This is a genomic window from Mariniflexile sp. HNIBRBA6329 (assembly GCF_043558645.1).
In the GTDB taxonomy this organism is placed as follows: domain Bacteria; phylum Bacteroidota; class Bacteroidia; order Flavobacteriales; family Flavobacteriaceae; genus Mariniflexile.
The window spans coordinates 146,725-167,941 of the sequence record NZ_JBIFXS010000003.1 but is presented as its reverse complement, the minus strand read 5'-3'; the positions used below and the strand labels follow the sequence as shown (position 1 = coordinate 167,941).

Below are 21,217 nucleotides of genomic sequence, written 5' to 3'. Positions count from 1 at the left end.
TAAACTAAATATCATGGCAAAAACATTAGCATTAATACATACATCGGCAACATTAGTACCACTATTTCAAGATTTAATAGATAAACATTTGAAAGGAAAAGACATTAAAATTTTCAATATTGTTGATGATAGCTTAATAAAAAACACCATTGAAAGAGGTAAAGTAACACCCGATACCTCACGTAGAGTTGTAAATTATATTGGGTCTGCTGAAGAAGCTGGAGCTGATTATATCATGGTAACCTGTTCCTCTATTGGTGCTGCTGTTGAAAGTGCTGTGCCACTAACAAAAGTACCTGTGTTACGTGTCGATCAACCAATGGCAGACAAGGCCGTATTATCAGGAAAAAGAGTAGGAGTGATAGCAACATTACCAACAACACTTGAACCAACTAGCGATTTAGTAAGAAGACGTGCCATCGCTTTAGATAGAGAAGTTGAAATAACTTCAAAACTTTGCGACGGTGCTTTTGAAGCATTAATGGGCGGTAAACCAGAAGTTCACGACCAAATGGTAGCTTCAGCATTAAAAGAATTATCTCAAAAAGTAGATGTTATATTATTAGCACAAGCCTCTATGGCTCGAGTAGTAGGTCAACTTTCAGAAGCCGATAAAAAAGTGCCTATTTTAGCAAGCCCAGAAATAGCAATGGCGTATTTATCTGAGATACTATAGCCTATGAAACAGGTCGAAAAAAATACGCTTTGGTTAGGCATTGTATCAGTAATTGCTCTTTTATTATCTGTTATCATTGATTGGGATAGTTTAATCGCTCCTTTGGCGGTAGTATCTGCAATAGCTTTGTCTATCGGAATGCGCTCTATAGAATCTTTAAAAAGCTATCAATATACTGCATGGATACTGGTTGCCATAGTTTGTGGCATGTTTTATCCTTCGGCATTTTTACAATGGGGAAGTTTCGATTTACGTAACAAATGGCTCATTCTTATTGTAGTTCAGGTAGTTATGTTCGGTATGGGAACACAAATGAGTATTAAAGATTTTTATGGTATTAAAACCATGGGAAAAGGTGTTCTGGTTGGAGTTTTATGTCAATTTACCATCATGCCTATAGTCGGATACTTACTAACGCGTATATTTAATTTTGAACCTGAAATTGCTGCGGGTATTATCCTTATTGGATCCTGTTCTAGCGGATTAGCATCTAACGTAATGGTATTTATAGCCAAAGCAAACTTAACACTTTCTGTAACCTTAACAGCTGTAGCAACGCTTTTGGCACCTATTATGACACCATTAATGATGAAACTTTTGGCAGGAACTTATGTGGAAATCGATTTTATAGGTATGTGCGTTCAAATTATAAAAATAGTTATTGTACCTATAGGAGCAGCCTTACTTTATGATGTCTATTCGCAAAACTTAAAAGGAGCCAGAAAACGCATTAACGTAGCCTTTTACATTTCGGTAGTTTGGTTATGTGCCATGATTTTTGGTTTTTGGACGTTCTTAGAATCCAAATCATCCGAAAGTACCTTGCAAATAATAGCATTAATTAACTTTATTTTTGGGGCTGTTATCGTGGGTAAACTATATTACCATTTGGTTGCTTTCAAGCCTACAATACATAGTTTCATGCCTATATTTTCTATGTTTGGCATCGTATATTTTACAACGGTTACCACAGCGGCAAGTCGAGATAATATACTTACTATTGGTATTTTTATTTTACTGGCGTCCATTGTACATAACGCATTGGGCTATACCTTTGGTTATTGGATAAGTCGGGTTTTAGGTTTGGATAAAAATTCATGTAGGACAGTTGCATTAGAAGTAGGTTTGCAAAACGGAGGCATGGCATCTGGTTTGGCAGGCTCTATGGGCAAACTAGCAACCGTTGGTTTAGCTGCGGCAGTTTTCAGTCCTTGGATGAATATTTCAGGCTCCTTATTGGCAAATTATTGGAGAAAGAAAACAGAAACAGTTTCTAAAGAGGAATAAGGTTTCTTGGGCGTTACCTTTATCCTGAAACGAGTTCAGGAACTGGGTCGGGCTTTTCACTATATCTTTTTTTCGTACCTCAAAAAAGGATGCCGTTTCAATCCCTAACGCAATTTTCAATTCTATTGAAATAATGTGTAAATTAGAAACATCAAAAAACAAATCCAATGATGACAAAAGGACGATTAGAAGCATTTACCGATGGGGTTTTAGCAATCATTATAACTATCATGGTATTAGAACTAAAAGTACCGCATGGTGGTAGTTTTGAAGATTTAAAACCTTTGCTACCTGTATTTGGAAGTTATATTCTAAGTTTTATTTACATCGCTATTTATTGGAATAATCACCACCATATGATGCAAACCGTAAAACATGTTACAGGTAGCATTTTATGGGCTAATATGCATTTACTGTTTTGGTTGTCATTAATTCCTTTTGTATCGGGATGGATGGGTGAAAATCATTTTACAACGGCAGGTGTGTTTTTGTATGGTATTGTTTTGTTAGGCGCCGCCATAGCTTATTTTGTGTTACAAAATCTAATCATAAAAAGTCATGGTAAAGATTCTATTTTATCTAAAGCCTTAGGAAAAGATTTAAAAGGAAAGGCATCTCCAGTACTATATATTATTGGGATTTTTTCAGCTTTTTTCAATGTTTGGATAAGTGGTTTTATGTTTGTTTTTGTAGCAATTATGTGGTTAGTTCCAGATAAACGTATCGAAGTAACCCTTAAAAAAGATTCCAACCTGTAAAAATCAAGTTATCAAAAATAATCCTAATTTTCATTCTAAAAACAAGCATAAATCTGGTTATGATTTAGATGCTTTATGTGAGGTATATCCAGACTTAGAGTCTTTTGTGTTTGAAAATAATTTTCAAACACAAACCATCGATTTTGCAAATCCTAAAGCAGTAAAAGCACTTAATACGGCTTTATTAAGAAAACACTATAATATTTCCTTTTGGGAATTTCCAGAAACCAATTTATGTCCACCAATTCCAGGTCGTGTAGATTATATACACCATATTTCAGATTTATTTGAAACTTCAAAAATAGATAAAGATATTTCTGTTTTAGATATAGGTACAGGTGCCAGTTGTATTTATCCTATTTTAGGAAATGCCGAATATAGTTGGAAATTTACAGCATCAGATATTGATGATGCTTCATTAAAGCATGCACAACAAATTATCATTAAAAATAAATTAAACGAAGCTATTTCATTAATACTTCAAAAGGATAAAACGCTAATTTTTAAAGGTGTTTTAAATACTTCCGATAGGTTTTCAGCATCGGTTTGCAATCCGCCTTTTTATAAATCGGAACAAGAAGCTTTTGAAACTACAATCAAAAAACTGGAAGGCTTAAAAATATCAGGGTCTAAAGCCATTAGAAATTTTTCAGGAACCCATAATGAGTTGTGGTACAAAGGTGGCGAAAAGGCATTTCTTCATAATTATTTATATGAAAGCTCTTTATTTAAGCAACAATGCTTTTGGTATACAACCTTAGTCTCTAAAAAAGAATTGGTAAAAGGCATGCATGCTTCATTGAAAAAGTTAGGAGCAACAGAAATTAAAACCATCAATATGGGGCAAGGAAACAAGTTGTCTAGAATTGTGGCCTGGACATTTTTAACCCAAGTGGAGCAGGAAAATTGGTAAAAATTTAAGATTGATTTTTCTTTCTTAAGTCAGTTTTAATAAAAGTGCCAACCTGTAACCTGTGTAAATTTAAACCGTTTATCTTATGGTTTAGGTATCCAAGTTGTATACTATATGCTTTTGAAATGTTAATATCTAACCCTGTGTAAAGTCGGTTTTCAGTAAACATATCTTCTTTAAGGTTTGCAAAAAACTCGTTGCTTGTATTGATATACAAATTGTTAGACAATTTTATTTTGGTTCCTAAAGAGTAGCGTAGCCTATGTTTGTTTTCTAATTCATGTGCATAATTTAAAAATCGGTGTTCTACTCTAATTCTGTGTGTAATAGGTAAATTTACCAGTTTATGTTTGTAGCTAAACTGTTCGTATATTCTATTTTCGTATTGATGAGGAAAACCAGCATCTTTAAAAGTTTTATCAATATCTAAATACCCATAACACAAAGTAAAAGTGCTGTTGGTGTTTATTTTATAATTTACTCCCGAGTATAAAAAGAGTAAATTAATGTTGTTAAACACTTCATAAGATCTTAATTGTGCACCTGTTTTAATACTTAATTTGTTGGATACCGAATGGTTAACATTTAGTATGTACCATGCACCTAATGAATTTTCGGTAGTAGATTGTGGATAACCTATAGCTGTATAGCATGTCAAAACAATAAAAAAAAGAATTGCTTTCATTATATTGATATTTGTAAAATTGTATGAAAAAAGGAGCCACAATAGGCTCCTTTATGGTAATTAGAATTGAATTAAATATGTTCTTCTAAATGGTGATGTTCATCAATTAAAGGGCCTCCCTCTATAATTTGTTGAGATGCTTGGTGTGCAAATTTTTCAAAATTTAAGTGGAAAGAATGTGCCAATTGAATAGCTTTTCCAATATAAGCTCCTTTTTGTAACCAAGTATTCATGGGATCTAGCATTTCACTAGGCACTCCAGGACAATATTTAGGCATAAACAAACCAAATATGGGGTTTTGTTCATAATCAACATCATCTAAATCGCCATTAAGAATTGCTGTAATCATGGCTCTAGTGTATTTTAATTTAATTCGAGCACCTATCCCGTAAGGTCCGGCACTCCACCCAGTATTTATCAACCACACATTTACCCCGGCTTCTTGCATTTTTTTACTTAACATTTCTCCGTAAACTGTAGGGTGTAATGGCATAAAAGGTTCACCAAAGCATGCAGAGAACGACGGAACGGGTTCGGTAATACCTGCTTCGGTACCAGCTACTTTAGCTGTATAACCAGAAATAAAGTGGTATGCAGCTTGACCAGGGGTAAGCTTAGATACAGGAGGTAAAACACCAAAGGCATCACAGGTTAAGAAAAAAATGTTTTTAGGATTGTTGGCATATAAGGTTTCTTGAATGTTGTCTATATGGTAAATAGGGTAGCTTACACGTGTGTTTTGGGTAATGCTACTGTCCATAAAATCTACTTCGCCATTATCTTTGAATACCACATTTTCAAGTAATGCTCCAGGTCTAATAGCCCTGTAAATGTCTGGTTCTTTTTCTTCGGTTAAATCTATTACTTTAGCATAGCAACCACCTTCAAAATTAAAGATGGTATTATCGGCAGTCCATCCATGTTCGTCGTCTCCAATTAATTTTCTTTCAGGGTCGGCTGAAAGTGTTGTTTTTCCAGTTCCAGATAAACCAAAGAAAATGGCTGTATCTCCTTTTTTACCAACGTTTGCAGAACAGTGAATGGGCAGTACATTTTTTTCAACAGGTAAAATTAAATTAAGAGCAGAAAAAATCCCTTTTTTCATTTCACCTGTATATGCTGAACCACCTATTAGTGCAATTTTATCGGTAAAGTTTATAATAGAAAAATTACCTTGGCGAATGCCAAATTCGGCTGGATTTGGACATACATAACCTGGAGCACATATAACCAACCAATCTTCTTTAAAGTTTACCAGTTCTCTTTCGCTAGGTCTTAAAAACATATTATAAACAAATAGATTTGACCAAGGAAGTTCCGTTATGGTTCTTATTTTGGTTTTAAATTCAGGTTCGGCACATACATAGCCGTCTCTTGCATAAAGTTCTTTTCCAGAAAGATATTTGGCAACCTCGTTTTTAAGTTTTTTAAAATTTTCTGGTGAAACAGGTTTGTTAGTTTTTCCCCACCAAACTTTTTCGATGGTATATTCATCTTTTACAATAAATCGGTCTTGAGGAGAACGTCCTGTAAATTTACCTGTATTGATGGATAAAGTTCCATTTTTAGTTTCCTTACCCATGTTTTTTTCAACTGTAATTTGTTGAAGTTTTTCGGGTTTTAAGTTCCAATGTACGGTTGCGTTTTTTAAACCATAGCTTTCCAAGCTTTTTTGTGGTTTAAGTGTTGTTGCATCATTCATTTTTTAATTTTAAAGTTCTTATTAATATTTTATTTTAAAAAGGCCAAATAATTGGCACTAGTATCAATGTTATAACAAAAAGCAATAGCAGTAAAGGAGCTCCAACTTTTAAGTAATCTAAAAACTTATAGCCTCCCGCAGTCATTACCATAGCATTGGTTGGCGTTCCAATAGGTGTTAAAAATGCTGTTGCTGCGCTTATGGCCACCACCATCATGAACGGTTCAGGCGCTAAGTTTAATGAGCTTGCTGCTAGCATAGCTATAGGAGCCATAAGTACGGCGGTTGCTGAATTACTTATAACTTGGCTAAATAAAGTTGTTAGTAAAAACACACCTGCTAATAATACTATAGGGTGTATGGCACCTAAATTATCCACAAGGCCAGTAGCTACAAGTTGTGCAGTACCTGTTTTTTGCAATGCAATACCCATCGGTAACATGGCAGCAATCAAAACCACACTGGTCCAACTGATGCCTTTATAAGCTTTGGAAATCGGTACACAGCCAGTAAGTAAAATAATTCCAGCAGAAATTAAAGCAGCAATAGAGCCAGGAACTATATCGAATACCATAAGCGTAATCATGAATATTAATGAAGCTAAAGCGATGTAAGATTTAAGGTTTAGGTTTTCAATGTTTTTAGCCATGCCTTCAGGGCTTCCTATTATCACCAAATTTTCATGTTGCTTTTTTAGTTCATCAATGTGTTCCCAAGTACCTCTAATTAAAAAAGCATCTCCAGCCTTTACTACAATTTCTTTGTCTTGTAATGGTTTGTTGTTTCTTGAGGCAGCTAATAATTGGATACCAAATCGTTTAAAATAATCGCCTAGTTTGTATTTTCTTCCAACTAAAATAGAGTTTGGATTTACAATCACTTCAGTCATGCCAACCTCTTGGTTTATAAGGTTGTGTTTAAGCTCATCCATAATGGGTTCTAGAGGCAGAAGTCCTAATCTGAAAGTAATCATCATTTTGTTTATAGCTTCAGTTTCCCCTTTAACAGTAATGATGTCGTGGTAATATAATTCTGTTTGTGGACTTGGAAATTCTTCAAACGGAGGAATGCCTTTTAACACCTTTGGATGTCGTCTTTTTATTCTAATGATGGAAACATTGTAATTTTTTTCAAATAGCCAATCTTCCAATTTTGTATTTATAAGTGGTGATAGTGATCTTATACGTAATCTATAATAATCGTCATCTACTTTATAAGCTTCAATCCAATTGTGTAGGGTAGATTCGATATTTACAGGTCGATTGTTTGTTTTGTTCTTCGGAAGTAATTTATATCCTAAATATTTGAAATATAGTAAAGTAGCTATTAAAAGAGGCAATCCAATTAGGGCAAACTCAAAAAATGAAAATCCTTTGTATCCGGCATCAACCAGCACATTGCTTGCAATAATATTTGGAGGTGATCCAGTTAGTGTTAGTAAGCCTCCCGTATTTGATCCAAATGCTAGGGGCATGAGCATCTTTGATGGTAGTGTACCAATACTCCAAGCCGATGAAATTGTTAAAGGAGTTAAGGTAGCAACCGTTCCTGTGTTGCTTACTAAACCAGAAAGTACACCAGCGCCTAATGTTATCATAAACAATAATTTGGGGACGCTTTTGCCGGCCCATTCAACAAATTTTTTGCCAGCTATGGCGGTCCAACCTGTTTGTGCTATGCCTTCTCCTACAATAAATAATGCTGCAATCAATATCACAGTTGGATTGCTGAATCCACTTAAAGTTTCAGTAATATTTAAAATTCCAGTTAAGAACAGGCTTAGCATCGAAATAAGTGCAACAACATCTGGCGTGAATTTTCCCCAAATAAAAAGTATTATTGTTATTGCTAAAATGATGAGCATTAAAGATACCATATCTAATAATTGTTTATTAAGTTTACAATTTATTAATTAACCGTAAATGTTTGTATTTCAAGGTTGTTTCAGTAATTTATAGGATAAAGTTAGGCTGTGGTATGTTTAAAAAGTATGACATAAGTCAGACTTTAATAGAGTATAGCATATTTAAATTATTGGTATATTTAAGCAGTAATCGATGCGTAATAAATAAGCGAAAACGTATTCGTAATTAAGAATTTTAGGTATTATGCTGTTTTTATTTAGAATTACACTTTTAACATTTTATAAACTTTAAGAAAAAGGGCCATATAATTAAATAAACAGCGTTAATTTTGTTATAAAATATTTAAAAAAGATGAAATTAGATATACTTGCTATAGGAGCACATCCAGACGATGTAGAATTAGGTTGTGGTGCTACGTTAGCGAAAGAAATTGCTAGCGGCAAAAAAGTAGGCATTTTAGATTTAACACAAGGTGAATTAGGTACACGTGGCACTGCGGAAACAAGATTTGAAGAAGCCAATAATGCATCAAAAATATTAGGCGTATCGATTCGAATTAATATGAAGTTTGCTGATGGATTTTTTACTAATGATAAAGTGCATCAATTGGCAATTATTAATAAAATACGCGAATATCAACCTGAAATTGTGATTTGTAATGCTATTGATGATAGGCACATAGATCACGGTAAAGGAAGTAAATTGGTGAGTGATGCTTGTTTTTTAAGCGGGCTTATTAAAATTGAAACTCAAACAGATTCAGGTGAATTTCAAAATGCATGGAGACCTAAACAAGTATACCATTACATACAGTGGAAAAATTTAGAACCCGATTTTGTAGTTGATGTTTCTGAGTTTATGGAAACCAAGATGAAAGCAGTTTTAGCATATAAAACACAATTCTACGATGCGAGCAGCAAAGAACCAGAAACGCCCATTTCAAGTAAAAATTTCACCGATAGTATAATGTATCGCGCCAGAGATTTAGGACGTCTTGTGGGGGTAGAGTACGCTGAAGGCTTTAATGTGGAACGCTACGTAGTTGTAGATAGTTTGTTCAAATTGAAATAGTTATCTGTAAACTAAAAATTATTTAAAAAAAATCATTTAAAATTTTCAAAAAAGTCTTTGTAGAAAAGATTGAAATCAGTTACATTTGCACTCGCATTAATAATGCGTGCTACATGGTGGTTGTAGCTCAGTTGGTTAGAGCATTGGTTTGTGGTACCAAGGGTCGCCGGTTCGAGCCCGGTCTTCCACCCAAAACAAAAGCCTTTCAAGAAATTGAAAGGCTTTTTTTGTTACTTTGGTTTATATTTAATTTTTAATATTTTTAGAATGAAAAATTTAAAATTCCTATTTCTGCTTATTAGTTTTTCACTATTAGTTTCTTGCCCGAAAGATGATTCACCTCTTGAGGAAATAGCTGTAAAACCTATCACATATAATCTGTTATATTTCAATTTCGTACAACAAACAGATACTAATGAAGATTCTTTGTCTTATGAAATTGAGTATATAAATTCTAATGATTTTGAAGTTAAAGGGTTTCCGAAAGTTACACTTACAGTTGGGGACACAGATGATACATCTACCGTTACATTTACACCAAGTGGAAATACTCAATGTAGGACTATTGATGCCAACAGTTCTTGTATTCTAACTTACAGTGCTGTTGATGACAATCCAGGATTATTTCCTGCAAATCCTATTAAGTTTATTAATGCGTCATATTACATAGAATAAAAACTATTAATCCAATTTAATACGCTCATCTCTATTAGCTAATTCCCAAGCGGTGTGAAAAATTAATCGGCTGCGGGTTTCTAATAAATCATATTGGATTTTATCAGGCGTATCTGTTGGTTTGTGGTAATCGGCGTGTGTACCATTAAAATAAAAAATAACAGGAATATTTTTTTTGGCAAAATTGTAATGGTCTGAACGATAATAAAAACGGTTTGGGTCGTTTTCATCGTTATAGGTATAATCAAACTCCATGTTAAAGTATTTTTTATTAACCGCTTCCGATACCTCATGTAACTCCTTGCTCAATTTATCAGAACCAATTAAGTACAAATAGTTACGTTTGTTTTCATGTTTAGGGTCAACACGTCCAATCATATCTATATTCAAATTAGCAACTGTATTTTTTAAAGGAAATACTGGGTCTACATCTGCATAGTATCGCGAACCATACAGCCCTATTTCTTCTCCTGTAACATGCAAAAACAAAATAGTACGTTTAGGACCTTGGCCTTTATCGGCAGCAGTTTTAAAAGCTTTTGCTATTTCTAAAATAGCAACCGTACCAGAACCATCATCATCGGCACCGTTGTTTATATCTCCATTGTTGGAAACTCCAATATGGTCTAAATGTGCTGAAATTATTATGACTTCATCAGGCTTTTCATAACCTTTTATGTATGCCAAAACATTTTCAGATGCTTTTACATTATTAGAAAAAAATGTTTCAGGAATTTCTTGAAAATAATCGCCTTCTGAAATTGGTGAAGGTATTCCTAAAGCCACATAGTGGTTTTTTATAAACTCAACAGCTTTTTTTTGTCCAGGCTCCCCTGTTTTTCTGCCTTCAAACTCATCGGATGCATAGGTGAAAAGCGCTTCTTTTAAATTATCTGAAGTTATAATTAGTGCATAATCTGATGGGTTGGCAACATTTTTTGAAGCGTTTTTATTTTGACAGGTACCACATCCAACAATTAAAATAGCGATGCATAAGAGTAAGGTTGTTCTTTTCATGTTTTGAAGCATTAATTTTATACTATAATACGAAAATGAATTAAGGTAAACAATTTTCAGGTTAATTTAGTAAAGGGTTAGTGGCATCAACTTCAAGCCGCTTGGTTTGATTGGCTATTTGCCATGCAGTAGCAAAAATAAGTTTAGCACGCTTTTCTAATAAATCATATTCTATTTTGTCTGGAGTGTCTGTGGGTTGGTGATAGTCATTATGTTCTCCATTAAAATAAAATATTACAGGAATACCTTTTGAGGCAAAATTATAGTGGTCGGACCTGGTGTAATAACTGTTTTTTTCTCTTTCAGCATTAAATCTATAATCTAAATCTATATTAAAAAAAGTATTATTTACTTTTTCAGAGATATAGTGCAGTTCCTTACTCAATCTATCAGATCCAATGAGGTATATATAGTTTTTATTGTTTTTATGGGCTTCATCAACTCTACCTATCATATCTATATTAAGATCTGTAATGGTGTTTTCTAAAGGAAATATGGGATTGTTTACATAAAATTCTGAACCTCTTTTTCCAATTTCTTCAGCAGTTAGGTGTAGAAATAGAATGCTTCGTTTAGGGCCATGTCCTTCTTTTTTAGCAATATTAAAGGCTTGTGCTATTTCCATAATAGCTACAGTACCAGACCCATCATCATCTGCACCATAATTTATTTGACCGTTATCACTAATTCCCAAATGATCTAAATGTGCTGAAATCACGATAATTTCTTCTGGTTTTTCACTGCCTTCAATGTATGCAAGTACGTTTTCGGATGCTTTGATGCCATTTGAAAAAAAGTCTTTTGGAATATCTTGGTAATAATCATCACCTCCCAAAGGAGATTTAATACCTTCGTTTTGGTAGTATGATTTTAGAAATTCAGCTGCTTTTTTTTGGCCTTTTTCACCAACGCGCCTTCCTTCAAAATCTCTTGATGAAAATGTGTATAGATGTGTGCTTAACTCTTTTGAACTTATTGTATTGGCATAATTAATAACTAATGCGCTATCTTCTAATTTGATACCGTCTTTTATACTTTGAATTCTTGCTGTGTATTTTGGTGTGGCACATGTGCCAACTAACGCGAATGCTGAGAGTATGCAAAAGGTTTTCATGTGTAAATTTAAGCTGTTTTAGTAACATGTAACTTACAATAAAAGCATCCTCTGGGGCGGGAAAACGTTTAGAATGTTCGTTTCATTTATTATATAAAAGCAAATATACTAAATAATGAAGAAATTACTTACTGTAGATTGTTTAAATCTTCTTCATTTAATTCAATGCTTTGTATTTCAGGTATTTCAGTTTCTGTTTTTTCAGTATTTAAGTTTTCTGATTCTTCAAAACTATCAATTTCAATACTTTCAATATCTAAATTTTCTAACTCTTCAATGGCTTCTTCTTCAAATTGGGTTTCTTTTGCATCTAATATTTCGGTATTAGTAACTTCGGTTTTAACAAAAAAAGCTTTGTAACTTGTTATAGATAAGGCACCTATTGTTAGAAAAAATGTAAATTGAATAATTTTTTTTATTTCACCTGTTTTTTTAGATAAATAAAAGGCTATACCACCAAAAATTAAAGCAGTGATGCCAGGAAAAATAGCTAAGTTTGAAATTGGCAAAACTGAGAATAAAATAGCCAGTATGGATGCTATAAGGGCTAAAATTGTAAATAGTTTTTTCATTTTATAAATTTAGTTTTTTAAACCAGTTGCCGTTTTAATTTTTAATTCGCCATTACCAACTGGTATTTTAAATTTACCGTAAACAATTATTTTATTTTCATCGGCGGTTAACCATAAAAAGTTACTGTTACTACCTTGTAATACATCAGCTTCACTAGATGCAATTGCCAGTTTATAACATTCTTTTTTGCCAATAGCAGTTGCAAGGGTTTCTTTACCTAAATAGGTGATGATACCCTTAACTTCTTCATTGTCAAATAGTATATTGAATGATTTTTTTGTGCCAACAGGCATGCTTTTATAGTCTAAAATCCTCATGTAATATAAGGTAGATACAATATCTTTAGTTCCAGAATTAATTTTGATGCTGTTGTTTTCAACATAATTATTCTTTTTTTTCATCACAGACTTAACTGTATTTGTGCCATTGCTAAAGGTGTATTTCATGTTTTTGTAATAGTTGCCTTCGTTTACATCTCTATTATATAAATAAGGTGCTAAACTATTTGGGTTTACATAGCTTTCGTATAAATCCCTTATTTTAAAGAAACTGTCCCATTTGCTGTAAGTGGCTGCTGTACATTTTAGCTTTAAGAGTGTGGCTTTTGATGTTTTTACTTCACTAGCTTCCATGGTTACTTGGGCAATATCTGTTAACACGCCAGACATGTTGTAAGAAGCGGTATAAGTAAGTTTTTCTCCAGCAGTTATGGCTTTATTTTGGGCAGAAACATTAGTGTTTAAAGCTAATAATAATGAAAAAAGTAATAAGATTCGAGTCATATAATTAAATTAACTTATAACGTGGCAATTAATATTTATTGTGCCGAAAATTACAATGCTTTGAGAAATTAAACTAATTTTTATTAGTATAAAATAAAAATGTTTAGTAACTGACATTTATCATAGTTTTATAAATATGCCATATCTATTTTTATACTTCAAACTAAGTTTAAGATAGGTTATTATAATTGTTAAGGAGTAAATATGATATCTATGCTTAAGTAAAAAAGTGTATGATGCATGAAAACTATATTATTACCAACCGATTTCTCTAAAAATTCTCTAAATGCTATAAATTATGCTATGGGATTATTTAGAAATGCTCCATGCAATTTTTATTTACTTCATGTAAAAAAAAAATCTTCTTTTATTTCAGATGATGTTATGACGGCAAATACATCAGAAACTATTTATGAAACCATTGTAGATACCGCAAAAAAATCTCTCTTCAATATTATAAAAAAAATAAAAGAAAAATATGCCAACGATAAGCATCATTTTGAAGCCATTGTAGATTATGATAATTTTATAGATTCTATTAATCAAGTTTCAGAAAAATTTAATATTGATTTAATAATCATGGGTACCAAAGGAGCATCAGGTTTAGCTAAAGTACTTTTTGGAAGTAATACTGAACATGTTATAAATCGAGGTAACATACCTGTTTTAGCAATACCCCATAATTGTAAGTTTTCAAGTTTAGAAAAAGTAGCATTCACAACTAGTTTTAGTAGGCTGTATACAAAAGAAGAATTGAATCCGTTGGCAAATATTTTATCTTTACATTATAGTAAGTTATACGTTTTACATGTGTTTTGTGATTTTGATTTTTCAGAAGAGTTAAGCAATAATATTGATTTTTTTAAAACGAATTTTAAATATCCTTTTTTTAAATATTTGGATGTGAAAGATGATGATGTATACAAAACTTTACATCAATTTATAACTTCAAATACTATTAAAATGATAGCGATGGCAAGGGGCAAGCATTCGTTTTTTGAACGATTATTCAATAGTAATACGTTTAAAAATATTGCATTGAATATTGATATCCCCTTTTTGGTAATGAAAAGTAACTAGATAGGTTTTTACTTTTTTTGATGTAACATTTTTGATATTTATGCGTCATATAAGTATCAATCAATAAATAACCATCATGAGAGAAGACAAACAACTTTTAGTAATTACCCATTTAAGCCAATTGGTTACCTTGGTAACGGGTTTTGGGAGCTTATTAATACCATTAATAATTTGGATTACCCAAAAGGAAAAAGTGTACCAAATGGACGCACATGGTAAAAACATTATAAACTTTCAGTTAAGCTTAATTGTGTACTTTATAATATGTATCCCGTTAATTTTATTACTTGGTTTAGGTATTTTAGGGTTTATTATTTTAGGGATTATTTCAATAATTTTCCCAATAATAAATGCGATTAAAACTAGTAATGGTGAAATACCAAAATACCCATTATCCTTTAACTTTATTAATTAATTTCTGCTCTAAATTAAGTAGTGAATATTAAACTTGTTCGAAATAAACTAAAAAGCGACTATCTTGTTTTATTTGGGATAGTCGCTTTTTTTATAATGATGTTCCTGCCTTCACAGGATTTTTTAGCTATTCAGCATTACAGGCATTACAAGCATGGTAACTTGTTCACCATCATCTAAACCATCAATAGGTGTTAAAATACCTGCTCTATTTGGCATACTCATCTCTAACTGTACATCGTCTGAATTTAGGTTGTTAAGCATTTCGGTTAAAAAACGTGAGTTAAAACCAATTTGCATATCATCACCTTGGTAATCACAGGTTAAACGCTCTTCAGCCTTATTACTGTAATCAATATCTTCAGCAGAAATATTAAGTTCGGCACCTGCAATTTTAAGTCTAATTTGATGCGTTGTTTTGTTTGAGAAAATACTAACACGTCTCACAGAGTTTAAAAACTGTGTTCTGTCTATAACCAATTTGTTTGGGTTTTCTTTAGGAATTACTGCTTCGTAGTTAGGGTATTTACCATCAATCAAACGACATATTAATTCTGAATTTTCAAAAGTAAATTTTGCATTCGAATCGTTATATTCAATAATTACTTCATTTTCACTTCCAGCTAAAATTCCTTTTAATAAGTTCAAGGGTTTTTTAGGCATGATAAATTCAGCCACTTGGTTTGCTTGTAAATCTTCGCGCGTATATTTTACCAGTTTGTGCGCATCGGTAGCTACAAACGTTAAGCCTTGTGTAGAGAATTGAAAAAATACACCACTCATTACAGGGCGTAAATCGTCGTTTCCAGCTGCAAAAATGGTTTTGCTTATGGCGGTGGCCAATACATCACCAAGAACTACTGTTTTACTAGGGTCTTCTAGAGTAACAGCTTTCGGGAATTCTTTGCCATCAGCATAAGCCAACGCATATTTACCGTGGTTCGAGCTTATTTCAACGGTATTATTATCTTCAACTACAAAAGTTAAAGGTTGTTCAGGGAACGTTTTTAATGTATCTAATAACAATCTAGCAGGAATAGCAACACTACCTTTGCTATCACTTTCAACTTCAAGAGAAGATGCCATAGTGGTCTCTAAATCGCTTGCAGAAACCGTTAAGGTTGAATTGTCTAATTCAAATAAGAAATTATCTAAAATAGGTAAGGTGTTCGAACTATTGATAACACCACCCAAAACTTGTAATTGTTTTAATAAATAGGTACTTGATACTATAAATTTCATTTAATATCGCTTAGATTATTTTTAAATTATACTACCTACAAATATATTCCATAGATACTGAAATTGGAAACAAACTTATTAACATTTATAACCAGAAAAGCTGGGTTTGTTTAACAAAATTTCTATGCTCAATTAGCATATTTCTTTCTTCTGAAATAATTGAAAATAACGCCAAAAGTCCCTAAAATCAGTAGTGGAAGCAAAATATTTATAAGTTGCCATTTGGTTTTTTCATCAGCAATTTTTTCCTGATCTAAAAATTGAACCGTTATTTCTTTAGAACGAATGTTTATAAGTCCAGTGTCGTCCAAAAGGTAATTTACGGCATTCAGCAAAAATTCTTTGTTACCATAGGTTTGTCCGGTCCATCTATCAAACCCTAATTCTTGCGGAACATTTCTAACCACATCGTTTTTTATAATATCGCCATCGGCAACCACAATCATTTTTGTAGGCTTGCTTTTAATTTTTTCGTTTTTAAGTTGAAGTGGTTTTATACGATTGGCATAAACCGAATTGAATTCACCTTCCAACAAAACTGCTAAATTTTGATTGCCTTTATTAAAACTGGCAGGGTCGGGGTCTTGTGTTACAACTTTCAAGCTTATTTCGCGTGGAGTGCCTTCTAGTTTGGTTAAAGGTGCAGTTTCCAGCAAAATAGTTTTTTTAATGTTGTTTTTAAGGGTGTCCAAGGGGTTGGCAAAATCGAATTTAACCAAGTTTAAATTATTAACAATAGGATGGGTGCTATTGGTTGATGCTAGCGGTGAATAAGGCCATCTAAGGTGTTGGAACTGCGATTCGCTGCCTTCGCCCATGGCAAGCGTAATAGGCGCCGAGTAAAGTGTGCTTACAATTTCTGGGTTAACACGAACCCCATATTTAAAAAAGAAATCGGTTAAATTAAGTTCTCTGGTTACTGCAAAATTACTGCCTCTCGCATTGTACAAACTGTCTTTTTCCATTATAACCGCATCAATAAGCCATAAGCTTTTGCCTCCGTTCATGGTATATTGGTCCAGTACTTGCTTTTCTTCTTCGGTGAAGGCTTCCGTAGGTTTTGCCGATATTATTAAATCGAAATCCTGCAAGCCATCCAATGTTTTTTGTGGGGTAGTGGCAACACTGTCTAAGGTAAAGGGCGCAATAAAATAATACTCACCAAGTTTCCTAACAAAATCGACAATATACTTATCTGCCAATTGTTTGTTGCCTTTTAAAATGGCTATTTTTTTGCTTTTAGGTTTGGTTAGCTTGCTAAAACCGTCGGCAAATGCATATTCTAAATGTTGAACTGAATTGATCACCAATTCCTGTTGCGATGCGCCTATTTTTGTTTTTACTAGTGGAATGATAACCGTTTCATCATTATAGCTTGCCAATGCCCAAGGAAAAATAATGGCTTGTGATGCTTTTCCGTTTTCCTGTACACTTAACTGCATAGGGGTTAAGCCTCTTTCGGTTAGTTGTTGTATGTTTCTTTCACGGGTTTCATCAACTTCAATGGGATTAATGAAATTGAAAACAATATGGCTGTTTTTGGATGAAAACTCTTCCAGTAATTGTTTGGTTTCGTTTTGAAGACGCCTGAATTCCGAAGGAAAATCTTCTCCTTTTAAAAATACATCTATAAGAATAGGCGCTTCTAAATCGTTAATGATTTCAATAGTAGATGCGCTTAATGTGTAGCGTTTATCTTTTGTTAAATCAAAACGTTTAAATACAAAACTACCTATGTAATTAATGCCCAGTAAAGCAATTAATAATATGGTTATATGTTTAAGGTGCTTCTTCAAACTTGGTTTCTAATTGGTATTGTTTAATACTTACAACTTTATTATCTTTAAATTCCAACTCCAAACATTCTTGGGTAAGGTTGAAAGCACCTGGTTTGTAACCTAAATTGTAATTCCATTTATTTGGTGAATTGGCTTTTATACTATCATCCCATCCATACCATTCGCTACTGCCCAAAATAGCTTTTACTTCGCTTTTGGTTTTGCCTTTAAACATTTGTTGTTGGGTAATTTCGTTACTCATTTCGTAACGTAAAGAAGGTTTATCAGTCCACGCTTCGGCATCAAAATGTTTTTCATGATGGTAGCTACTAAAAATGTTTATAAGTGGATAGAACACAAAAAAATAGACAATGGGCGTTAAGACGATGCTTATTAAAAAGCTCAACCATTTGCGTTTATCTATGGTGTTGGTAAATGCCCAAACTAAGATAAAAACGACTATTAAAAAAATAACGAACAGCGGTGTTAAAATCATTTTTTGTCTATGTTAATATTTAATTTAGTTAGTATTATAAAAAAGGTAGTAATACTTAAAAAATAGATGATATCCCGGGTGTCTATAACGCCACGGCTAATGCTTTTAAAATGAACATTCATTCCTAATTGTTCTATAAAGCTGCTCGTTGTAAATTCTGCAACCGCATCAAAACCAATATAAAACACAAAGCAAATAGATACCGAGGTTATAAAAGCCACAATTTGATTGTCTGATAATGTAGAAGCAAACACGCCAATAGCCGTATACGCAGCAATTAAAAACAACAATCCAAAATAAGAACCTAGTGTGCTTCCAAAATCTAAATTACCAACAGGGTTTCCTAATTGGTAAACGGTATATACATATAATAAGGTTGGTAAAAGAGCAATTAAAATAAGTATAAATGCTCCAAAATATTTACCTAAAACAATGTTTAAATGCGAAATAGGTTTGGTAAGCAACAACTCTAAAGTACCTTGTTTTTTTTCGTCTGAAAAACTGCGCATGGTTACCGCAGGAATCAGGAAAATCAATATCCAAGGCGCCAGTAGAAAGAATGAAGATAAATCGGCAAAACCATAATCCAATATATTGTTTTCACCTTTAAACAACCATAAAAATAACCCATTAAGCACTAAAAAAATGGCAATAACCAAATAGCCAATAGGCGATGCAAAAAACGAGTTTATTTCTTTTCTAAGAATGGCTAACATTAATTTTGTTAAAAGTTAAAAGTTTAAATTCTGTCTATCATCCACCGTCTAAAGTCTAATGACTAATGACTAGCAAAATCCGCTTCAAAATTACTAAGAAATTGTTCTATATTTTCTTTTAATTATTTTTTATTCCAAACTTTTTGGAAGTATCGATTCTGTGCTGAAATTAACGCTCACCGCATCCATCAAACTTAGTCCCATTAAAGTAGAAGCGCTTCCAACCGTAGCACTATTGCTTTTATAAACGGCAATTTCCAAAAAACCTCCCGAATTAAAAACCACTAAACCTCTGCCTTCATCATGCCGTTTTTCCTCAGGAATTTCAAAATTAACAATATCGCTGTACTTATAATGTATTTTTTTAAACTTGTTATTTCGTGCCGATACTTCAAAAGTTCTTCCTTTTTGTATGCTTTCAAAAAACGAACGTTTTATGTTGGTTACAACGTTTCCATAGTTATCAACATAAATAACACTACCAATAATTTGGGTTTTATCGTCGTTTACAAAAGGCACAATGTTTTTAATGGGTTTAATTTCGTTTATGGTTTTACCAATAACCTCCAGTGTGCCACCACGTGCAATATGGCAAGCTACCTTTACAAAAACATCCAGTACAGAGAAACTTGTTTCTATTTTATCGTGAATATTAATTTCAACAATTTTTTCGGGTGCAATTTCAGAGCAAATCATACTCATAATACCATTGTTGGCACAAATAAAGTAGTGGTCGTCTAGCTTTAAGGCAATATGTTTGTTTTCTTCGTTAATTTCAGAATCAATGCCAATAACATGTATGCTTCCTTTAGGAAAACTTTTATAAGCATTTTGAATAATATATCCCGCCTCTAAAATATTAAAAGGCGATACGGAATGTGAGATATCAACAATTCTAACATTGGGCAATTCACTGTAAATAGCGCCTTTGGTTGCGCCAACAAAGTGATCTTTTTCTCCAAAATCGGTAGTTAATGTTATTATCGCCATTGGCAAATTGTTGATATGTTTTTAACGGTTGTACACTCAAATTTGTTTATTTTTGAGTTTTAGCAATATGCAACAAACCTACATAAAATTTTTGTTTTCGTTTTTAAGTTTAACATGAAAAATGTAGGTTTATAAAGATAAATTTATCAAATTAAAATAACTGAATAAATCTAATAAATCATTTCGTCTGAGTAAGCAATATTATTATTAATCTTAGAGGAAATTATAAACAAACTTTACGCCTTTGAACGAAATTATTATTGAACTTGAAGAAATTACTCCAAAAGAATTTTTTGGAGCCCAAAACGCCAACATCGAACTCCTAAAAAAATACTTTCCCAAACTGAAGATTGTAGCAAGAGGGACTAAAATTAAAGCCCTTGGCGACGACGATTTACTAGAAGAATTCGACCGTCGAATGAAAATGCTACTAACACATTTTTCAAAATACAACAAGTTAGACGAAAATGTTATAGAGCGTGTATTGACTAGCCAAAGCAGCGACGATTATTCTACTTCCGAATCTAGCGGCGAAGTATTGGTTCACGGTGTGGGTGGCAAACTTATAAAAGCGCAAACAGCAAACCAACGTAAATTGGTAGAAAGCATGCGTGCCAATGATATGGTTTTTGCCATTGGGCCAGCAGGTACGGGAAAAACCTATACAGGTGTAGCTTTAGCGGTTCAAGCACTTAAAAACAAAGAAGTTAAACGTATAATATTAACCCGTCCGGCAGTTGAAGCAGGGGAGAACCTTGGTTTTTTACCGGGTGATTTAAAGGAAAAGTTAGATCCGTACATGCAACCTTTATACGATGCGTTGCGAGATATGATACCTGCAGAAAAATTAGCAATGTACATCGAAAACGGTACCATACAAATTGCTCCTTTGGCATTTATGCGTGGACGTACGTTGGATAATGCTTTTGTCATTCTTGATGAAGGACAAAACACCACGCACAACCAAATGAAAATGTTTTTAACCCGTATGGGGAGAAACGCCAAATTTTTATTGACCGGCGACCCAGGGCAAATCGATTTACCACGACGTACCATTTCTGGTCTTAAAGAAGCGCTTTTAATTTTGAAAAACGTAGAAGGTGTTGGTATGATATTTTTGGATGATAAAGATGTCATTCGTCACCGATTGGTTAAAAAGGTTATTGAAGCTTACAAAAGCATTGAAAATATAGATTAGGTATAAAAACCAATTAAAAACCAAGCCAGTTATTCATTTAGCTGGCTTTTTTTGTTTTATGAGAGTGTTCGGTTTTGTTCATATAATCAGTGAGTTAGAGGTTTGTGACTTTTAATTCTATAAACTTTTATAAAAATCATGTAAAGCATTTACTGCCCATGTTGCCGAGATTTGCTGTATAAAT

21 protein-coding genes and 1 tRNA gene are annotated in these 21,217 nt (G+C 33.0%); 10 read left to right on the top strand and 12 right to left on the bottom strand.

Annotation, left to right across the window (positions count from 1 at the left end; genetic code table 11):
* The first annotated feature begins 13 nt into the window (after window positions 1-13).
* The 4 genes from ACGK9U_RS05350 to rlmF all read left to right on the top strand — a co-directional run bounded on the left by ACGK9U_RS05350 (window position 14) and on the right by rlmF (window position 3,634).
* Complete coding sequence (locus ACGK9U_RS05350) at window positions 14-676, top strand: aspartate/glutamate racemase family protein (RefSeq protein WP_394465337.1); 663 nt, start codon at window positions 14-16, stop codon at window positions 674-676.
* A 3-nt stretch (window positions 677-679) separates the two neighbouring features.
* Window positions 680-1,963 carry a bile acid:sodium symporter family protein gene (locus ACGK9U_RS05345; protein WP_394465336.1) on the top strand — a complete coding sequence of 428 codons (1,284 nt, stop codon included), beginning with the start codon at window positions 680-682 and terminating at the stop codon, window positions 1,961-1,963.
* A gap of 167 nt (window positions 1,964-2,130) precedes the next feature.
* Window positions 2,131-2,721, top strand: a complete 591-nt coding sequence (locus ACGK9U_RS05340; protein ID WP_394465335.1) for a TMEM175 family protein — start codon at window positions 2,131-2,133, stop codon at window positions 2,719-2,721.
* Window positions 2,708-3,634, top strand: a complete 927-nt coding sequence (rlmF, locus tag ACGK9U_RS05335; RefSeq protein ID WP_394465569.1) for a 23S rRNA (adenine(1618)-N(6))-methyltransferase RlmF — start codon at window positions 2,708-2,710, stop codon at window positions 3,632-3,634. Before ACGK9U_RS05340 ends, rlmF begins: the two co-directional genes overlap by 14 nt.
* Before the next feature lie 4 nt (window positions 3,635-3,638).
* On the opposite strand, the gene ACGK9U_RS05330 is transcribed toward rlmF, so the two are convergent.
* The 3 genes from ACGK9U_RS05330 to ACGK9U_RS05320 all read right to left on the bottom strand — a co-directional run bounded on the left by ACGK9U_RS05330 (window position 3,639) and on the right by ACGK9U_RS05320 (window position 7,898).
* Complete coding sequence (locus ACGK9U_RS05330; RefSeq protein ID WP_394465334.1) at window positions 3,639-4,319, bottom strand: DUF2490 domain-containing protein; 681 nt, start codon at window positions 4,317-4,319, stop codon at window positions 3,639-3,641.
* A 71-nt stretch (window positions 4,320-4,390) separates the two neighbouring features.
* Complete coding sequence (gene pckA / locus ACGK9U_RS05325) at window positions 4,391-6,022, bottom strand: phosphoenolpyruvate carboxykinase (ATP) (protein WP_394465333.1); 1,632 nt, start codon at window positions 6,020-6,022, stop codon at window positions 4,391-4,393.
* A 34-nt stretch (window positions 6,023-6,056) separates the two neighbouring features.
* Window positions 6,057-7,898: an SLC13 family permease gene (locus ACGK9U_RS05320; RefSeq protein WP_394465332.1), complete on the bottom strand. Its 1,842-nt coding sequence runs from the start codon at window positions 7,896-7,898 to the stop codon at window positions 6,057-6,059.
* Between the two features lie 340 nt (window positions 7,899-8,238).
* Between ACGK9U_RS05320 and bshB1 the strand changes: the two genes are divergently transcribed.
* From bshB1 to ACGK9U_RS05305, 3 genes are all read left to right on the top strand, one after another.
* The gene (gene bshB1, locus ACGK9U_RS05315; protein ID WP_394465331.1) at window positions 8,239-8,958 is read left to right on the top strand and encodes a bacillithiol biosynthesis deacetylase BshB1; all 720 of its coding nucleotides are present in this window, start codon (window positions 8,239-8,241) and stop codon (window positions 8,956-8,958) included.
* A gap of 115 nt (window positions 8,959-9,073) precedes the next feature.
* Window positions 9,074-9,149, top strand: a tRNA-His gene (locus tag ACGK9U_RS05310).
* 76 nt (window positions 9,150-9,225) lie between these two features.
* Window positions 9,226-9,633 carry a hypothetical protein gene (locus ACGK9U_RS05305; protein WP_394465330.1) on the top strand — a complete coding sequence of 136 codons (408 nt, stop codon included), beginning with the start codon at window positions 9,226-9,228 and terminating at the stop codon, window positions 9,631-9,633.
* A 6-nt stretch (window positions 9,634-9,639) separates the two neighbouring features.
* Here the strand turns inward: ACGK9U_RS05305 and ACGK9U_RS05300 are convergent, their stop codons facing one another.
* The 4 genes from ACGK9U_RS05300 to ACGK9U_RS05285 form a co-directional block, all read right to left on the bottom strand.
* On the bottom strand, window positions 9,640-10,650 hold the full coding sequence (locus ACGK9U_RS05300) for a M28 family metallopeptidase (RefSeq protein WP_394465329.1): 1,011 nt from the start codon (window positions 10,648-10,650) through the stop codon (window positions 9,640-9,642).
* Between the two features lie 61 nt (window positions 10,651-10,711).
* A complete protein-coding gene (locus tag ACGK9U_RS05295; RefSeq protein WP_394465328.1) occupies window positions 10,712-11,764 on the bottom strand; it encodes a M28 family peptidase in 1,053 nt (350 codons plus the stop codon).
* Window positions 11,765-11,892: 128 nt separating this feature from the next.
* Window positions 11,893-12,336, bottom strand: coding sequence for an FUSC family protein (locus ACGK9U_RS05290; RefSeq protein WP_394465327.1), 444 nt, complete (start codon window positions 12,334-12,336; stop codon window positions 11,893-11,895).
* Between the two features lie 9 nt (window positions 12,337-12,345).
* The gene (locus ACGK9U_RS05285; RefSeq protein WP_394465326.1) at window positions 12,346-13,119 is read right to left on the bottom strand and encodes a DUF3108 domain-containing protein; all 774 of its coding nucleotides are present in this window, start codon (window positions 13,117-13,119) and stop codon (window positions 12,346-12,348) included.
* A 240-nt stretch (window positions 13,120-13,359) separates the two neighbouring features.
* Here ACGK9U_RS05285 and ACGK9U_RS05280 point away from each other — a divergent pair, with 240 nt between their 5' ends.
* Both ACGK9U_RS05280 and ACGK9U_RS05275 read left to right on the top strand, forming a co-directional pair.
* Window positions 13,360-14,199 carry a universal stress protein gene (locus ACGK9U_RS05280; RefSeq protein WP_394465325.1) on the top strand — a complete coding sequence of 280 codons (840 nt, stop codon included), beginning with the start codon at window positions 13,360-13,362 and terminating at the stop codon, window positions 14,197-14,199.
* Between the two features lie 76 nt (window positions 14,200-14,275).
* Window positions 14,276-14,614, top strand: coding sequence for a DUF4870 domain-containing protein (locus ACGK9U_RS05275; protein ID WP_394465324.1), 339 nt, complete (start codon window positions 14,276-14,278; stop codon window positions 14,612-14,614).
* A gap of 122 nt (window positions 14,615-14,736) precedes the next feature.
* Here ACGK9U_RS05275 and dnaN read toward each other — a convergent pair whose 3' ends face one another.
* The 5 genes from dnaN to ACGK9U_RS05250 form a co-directional block, all read right to left on the bottom strand.
* A complete protein-coding gene (gene dnaN / locus ACGK9U_RS05270; RefSeq protein ID WP_394465323.1) occupies window positions 14,737-15,855 on the bottom strand; it encodes a DNA polymerase III subunit beta in 1,119 nt (372 codons plus the stop codon).
* A gap of 128 nt (window positions 15,856-15,983) precedes the next feature.
* Complete coding sequence (gene gldG / locus ACGK9U_RS05265) at window positions 15,984-17,651, bottom strand: gliding motility-associated ABC transporter substrate-binding protein GldG (RefSeq protein WP_394465322.1); 1,668 nt, start codon at window positions 17,649-17,651, stop codon at window positions 15,984-15,986.
* Window positions 17,635-18,129 (bottom strand): hypothetical protein, encoded by a 495-nt coding sequence (locus tag ACGK9U_RS05260; RefSeq protein WP_394465321.1) that lies wholly within the window; start codon window positions 18,127-18,129, stop codon window positions 17,635-17,637. The genes gldG and ACGK9U_RS05260 overlap by 17 nt, the downstream gene beginning before the upstream one ends.
* Window positions 18,126-18,845, bottom strand: a complete 720-nt coding sequence (gldF, locus tag ACGK9U_RS05255) for a gliding motility-associated ABC transporter permease subunit GldF (RefSeq protein WP_394465320.1) — start codon at window positions 18,843-18,845, stop codon at window positions 18,126-18,128. The genes ACGK9U_RS05260 and gldF overlap by 4 nt, the downstream gene beginning before the upstream one ends.
* 129 nt (window positions 18,846-18,974) lie before the next feature.
* Window positions 18,975-19,835, bottom strand: coding sequence for an S-adenosyl-l-methionine hydroxide adenosyltransferase family protein (locus ACGK9U_RS05250; RefSeq protein ID WP_394465319.1), 861 nt, complete (start codon window positions 19,833-19,835; stop codon window positions 18,975-18,977).
* A 244-nt stretch (window positions 19,836-20,079) separates the two neighbouring features.
* On the opposite strand from ACGK9U_RS05250, the gene ACGK9U_RS05245 reads away from it, so the two are divergent.
* Window positions 20,080-21,033, top strand: a complete 954-nt coding sequence (locus tag ACGK9U_RS05245; RefSeq protein ID WP_394465318.1) for a PhoH family protein — start codon at window positions 20,080-20,082, stop codon at window positions 21,031-21,033.
* The last annotated feature ends 184 nt before the right edge of the window (window positions 21,034-21,217 follow it).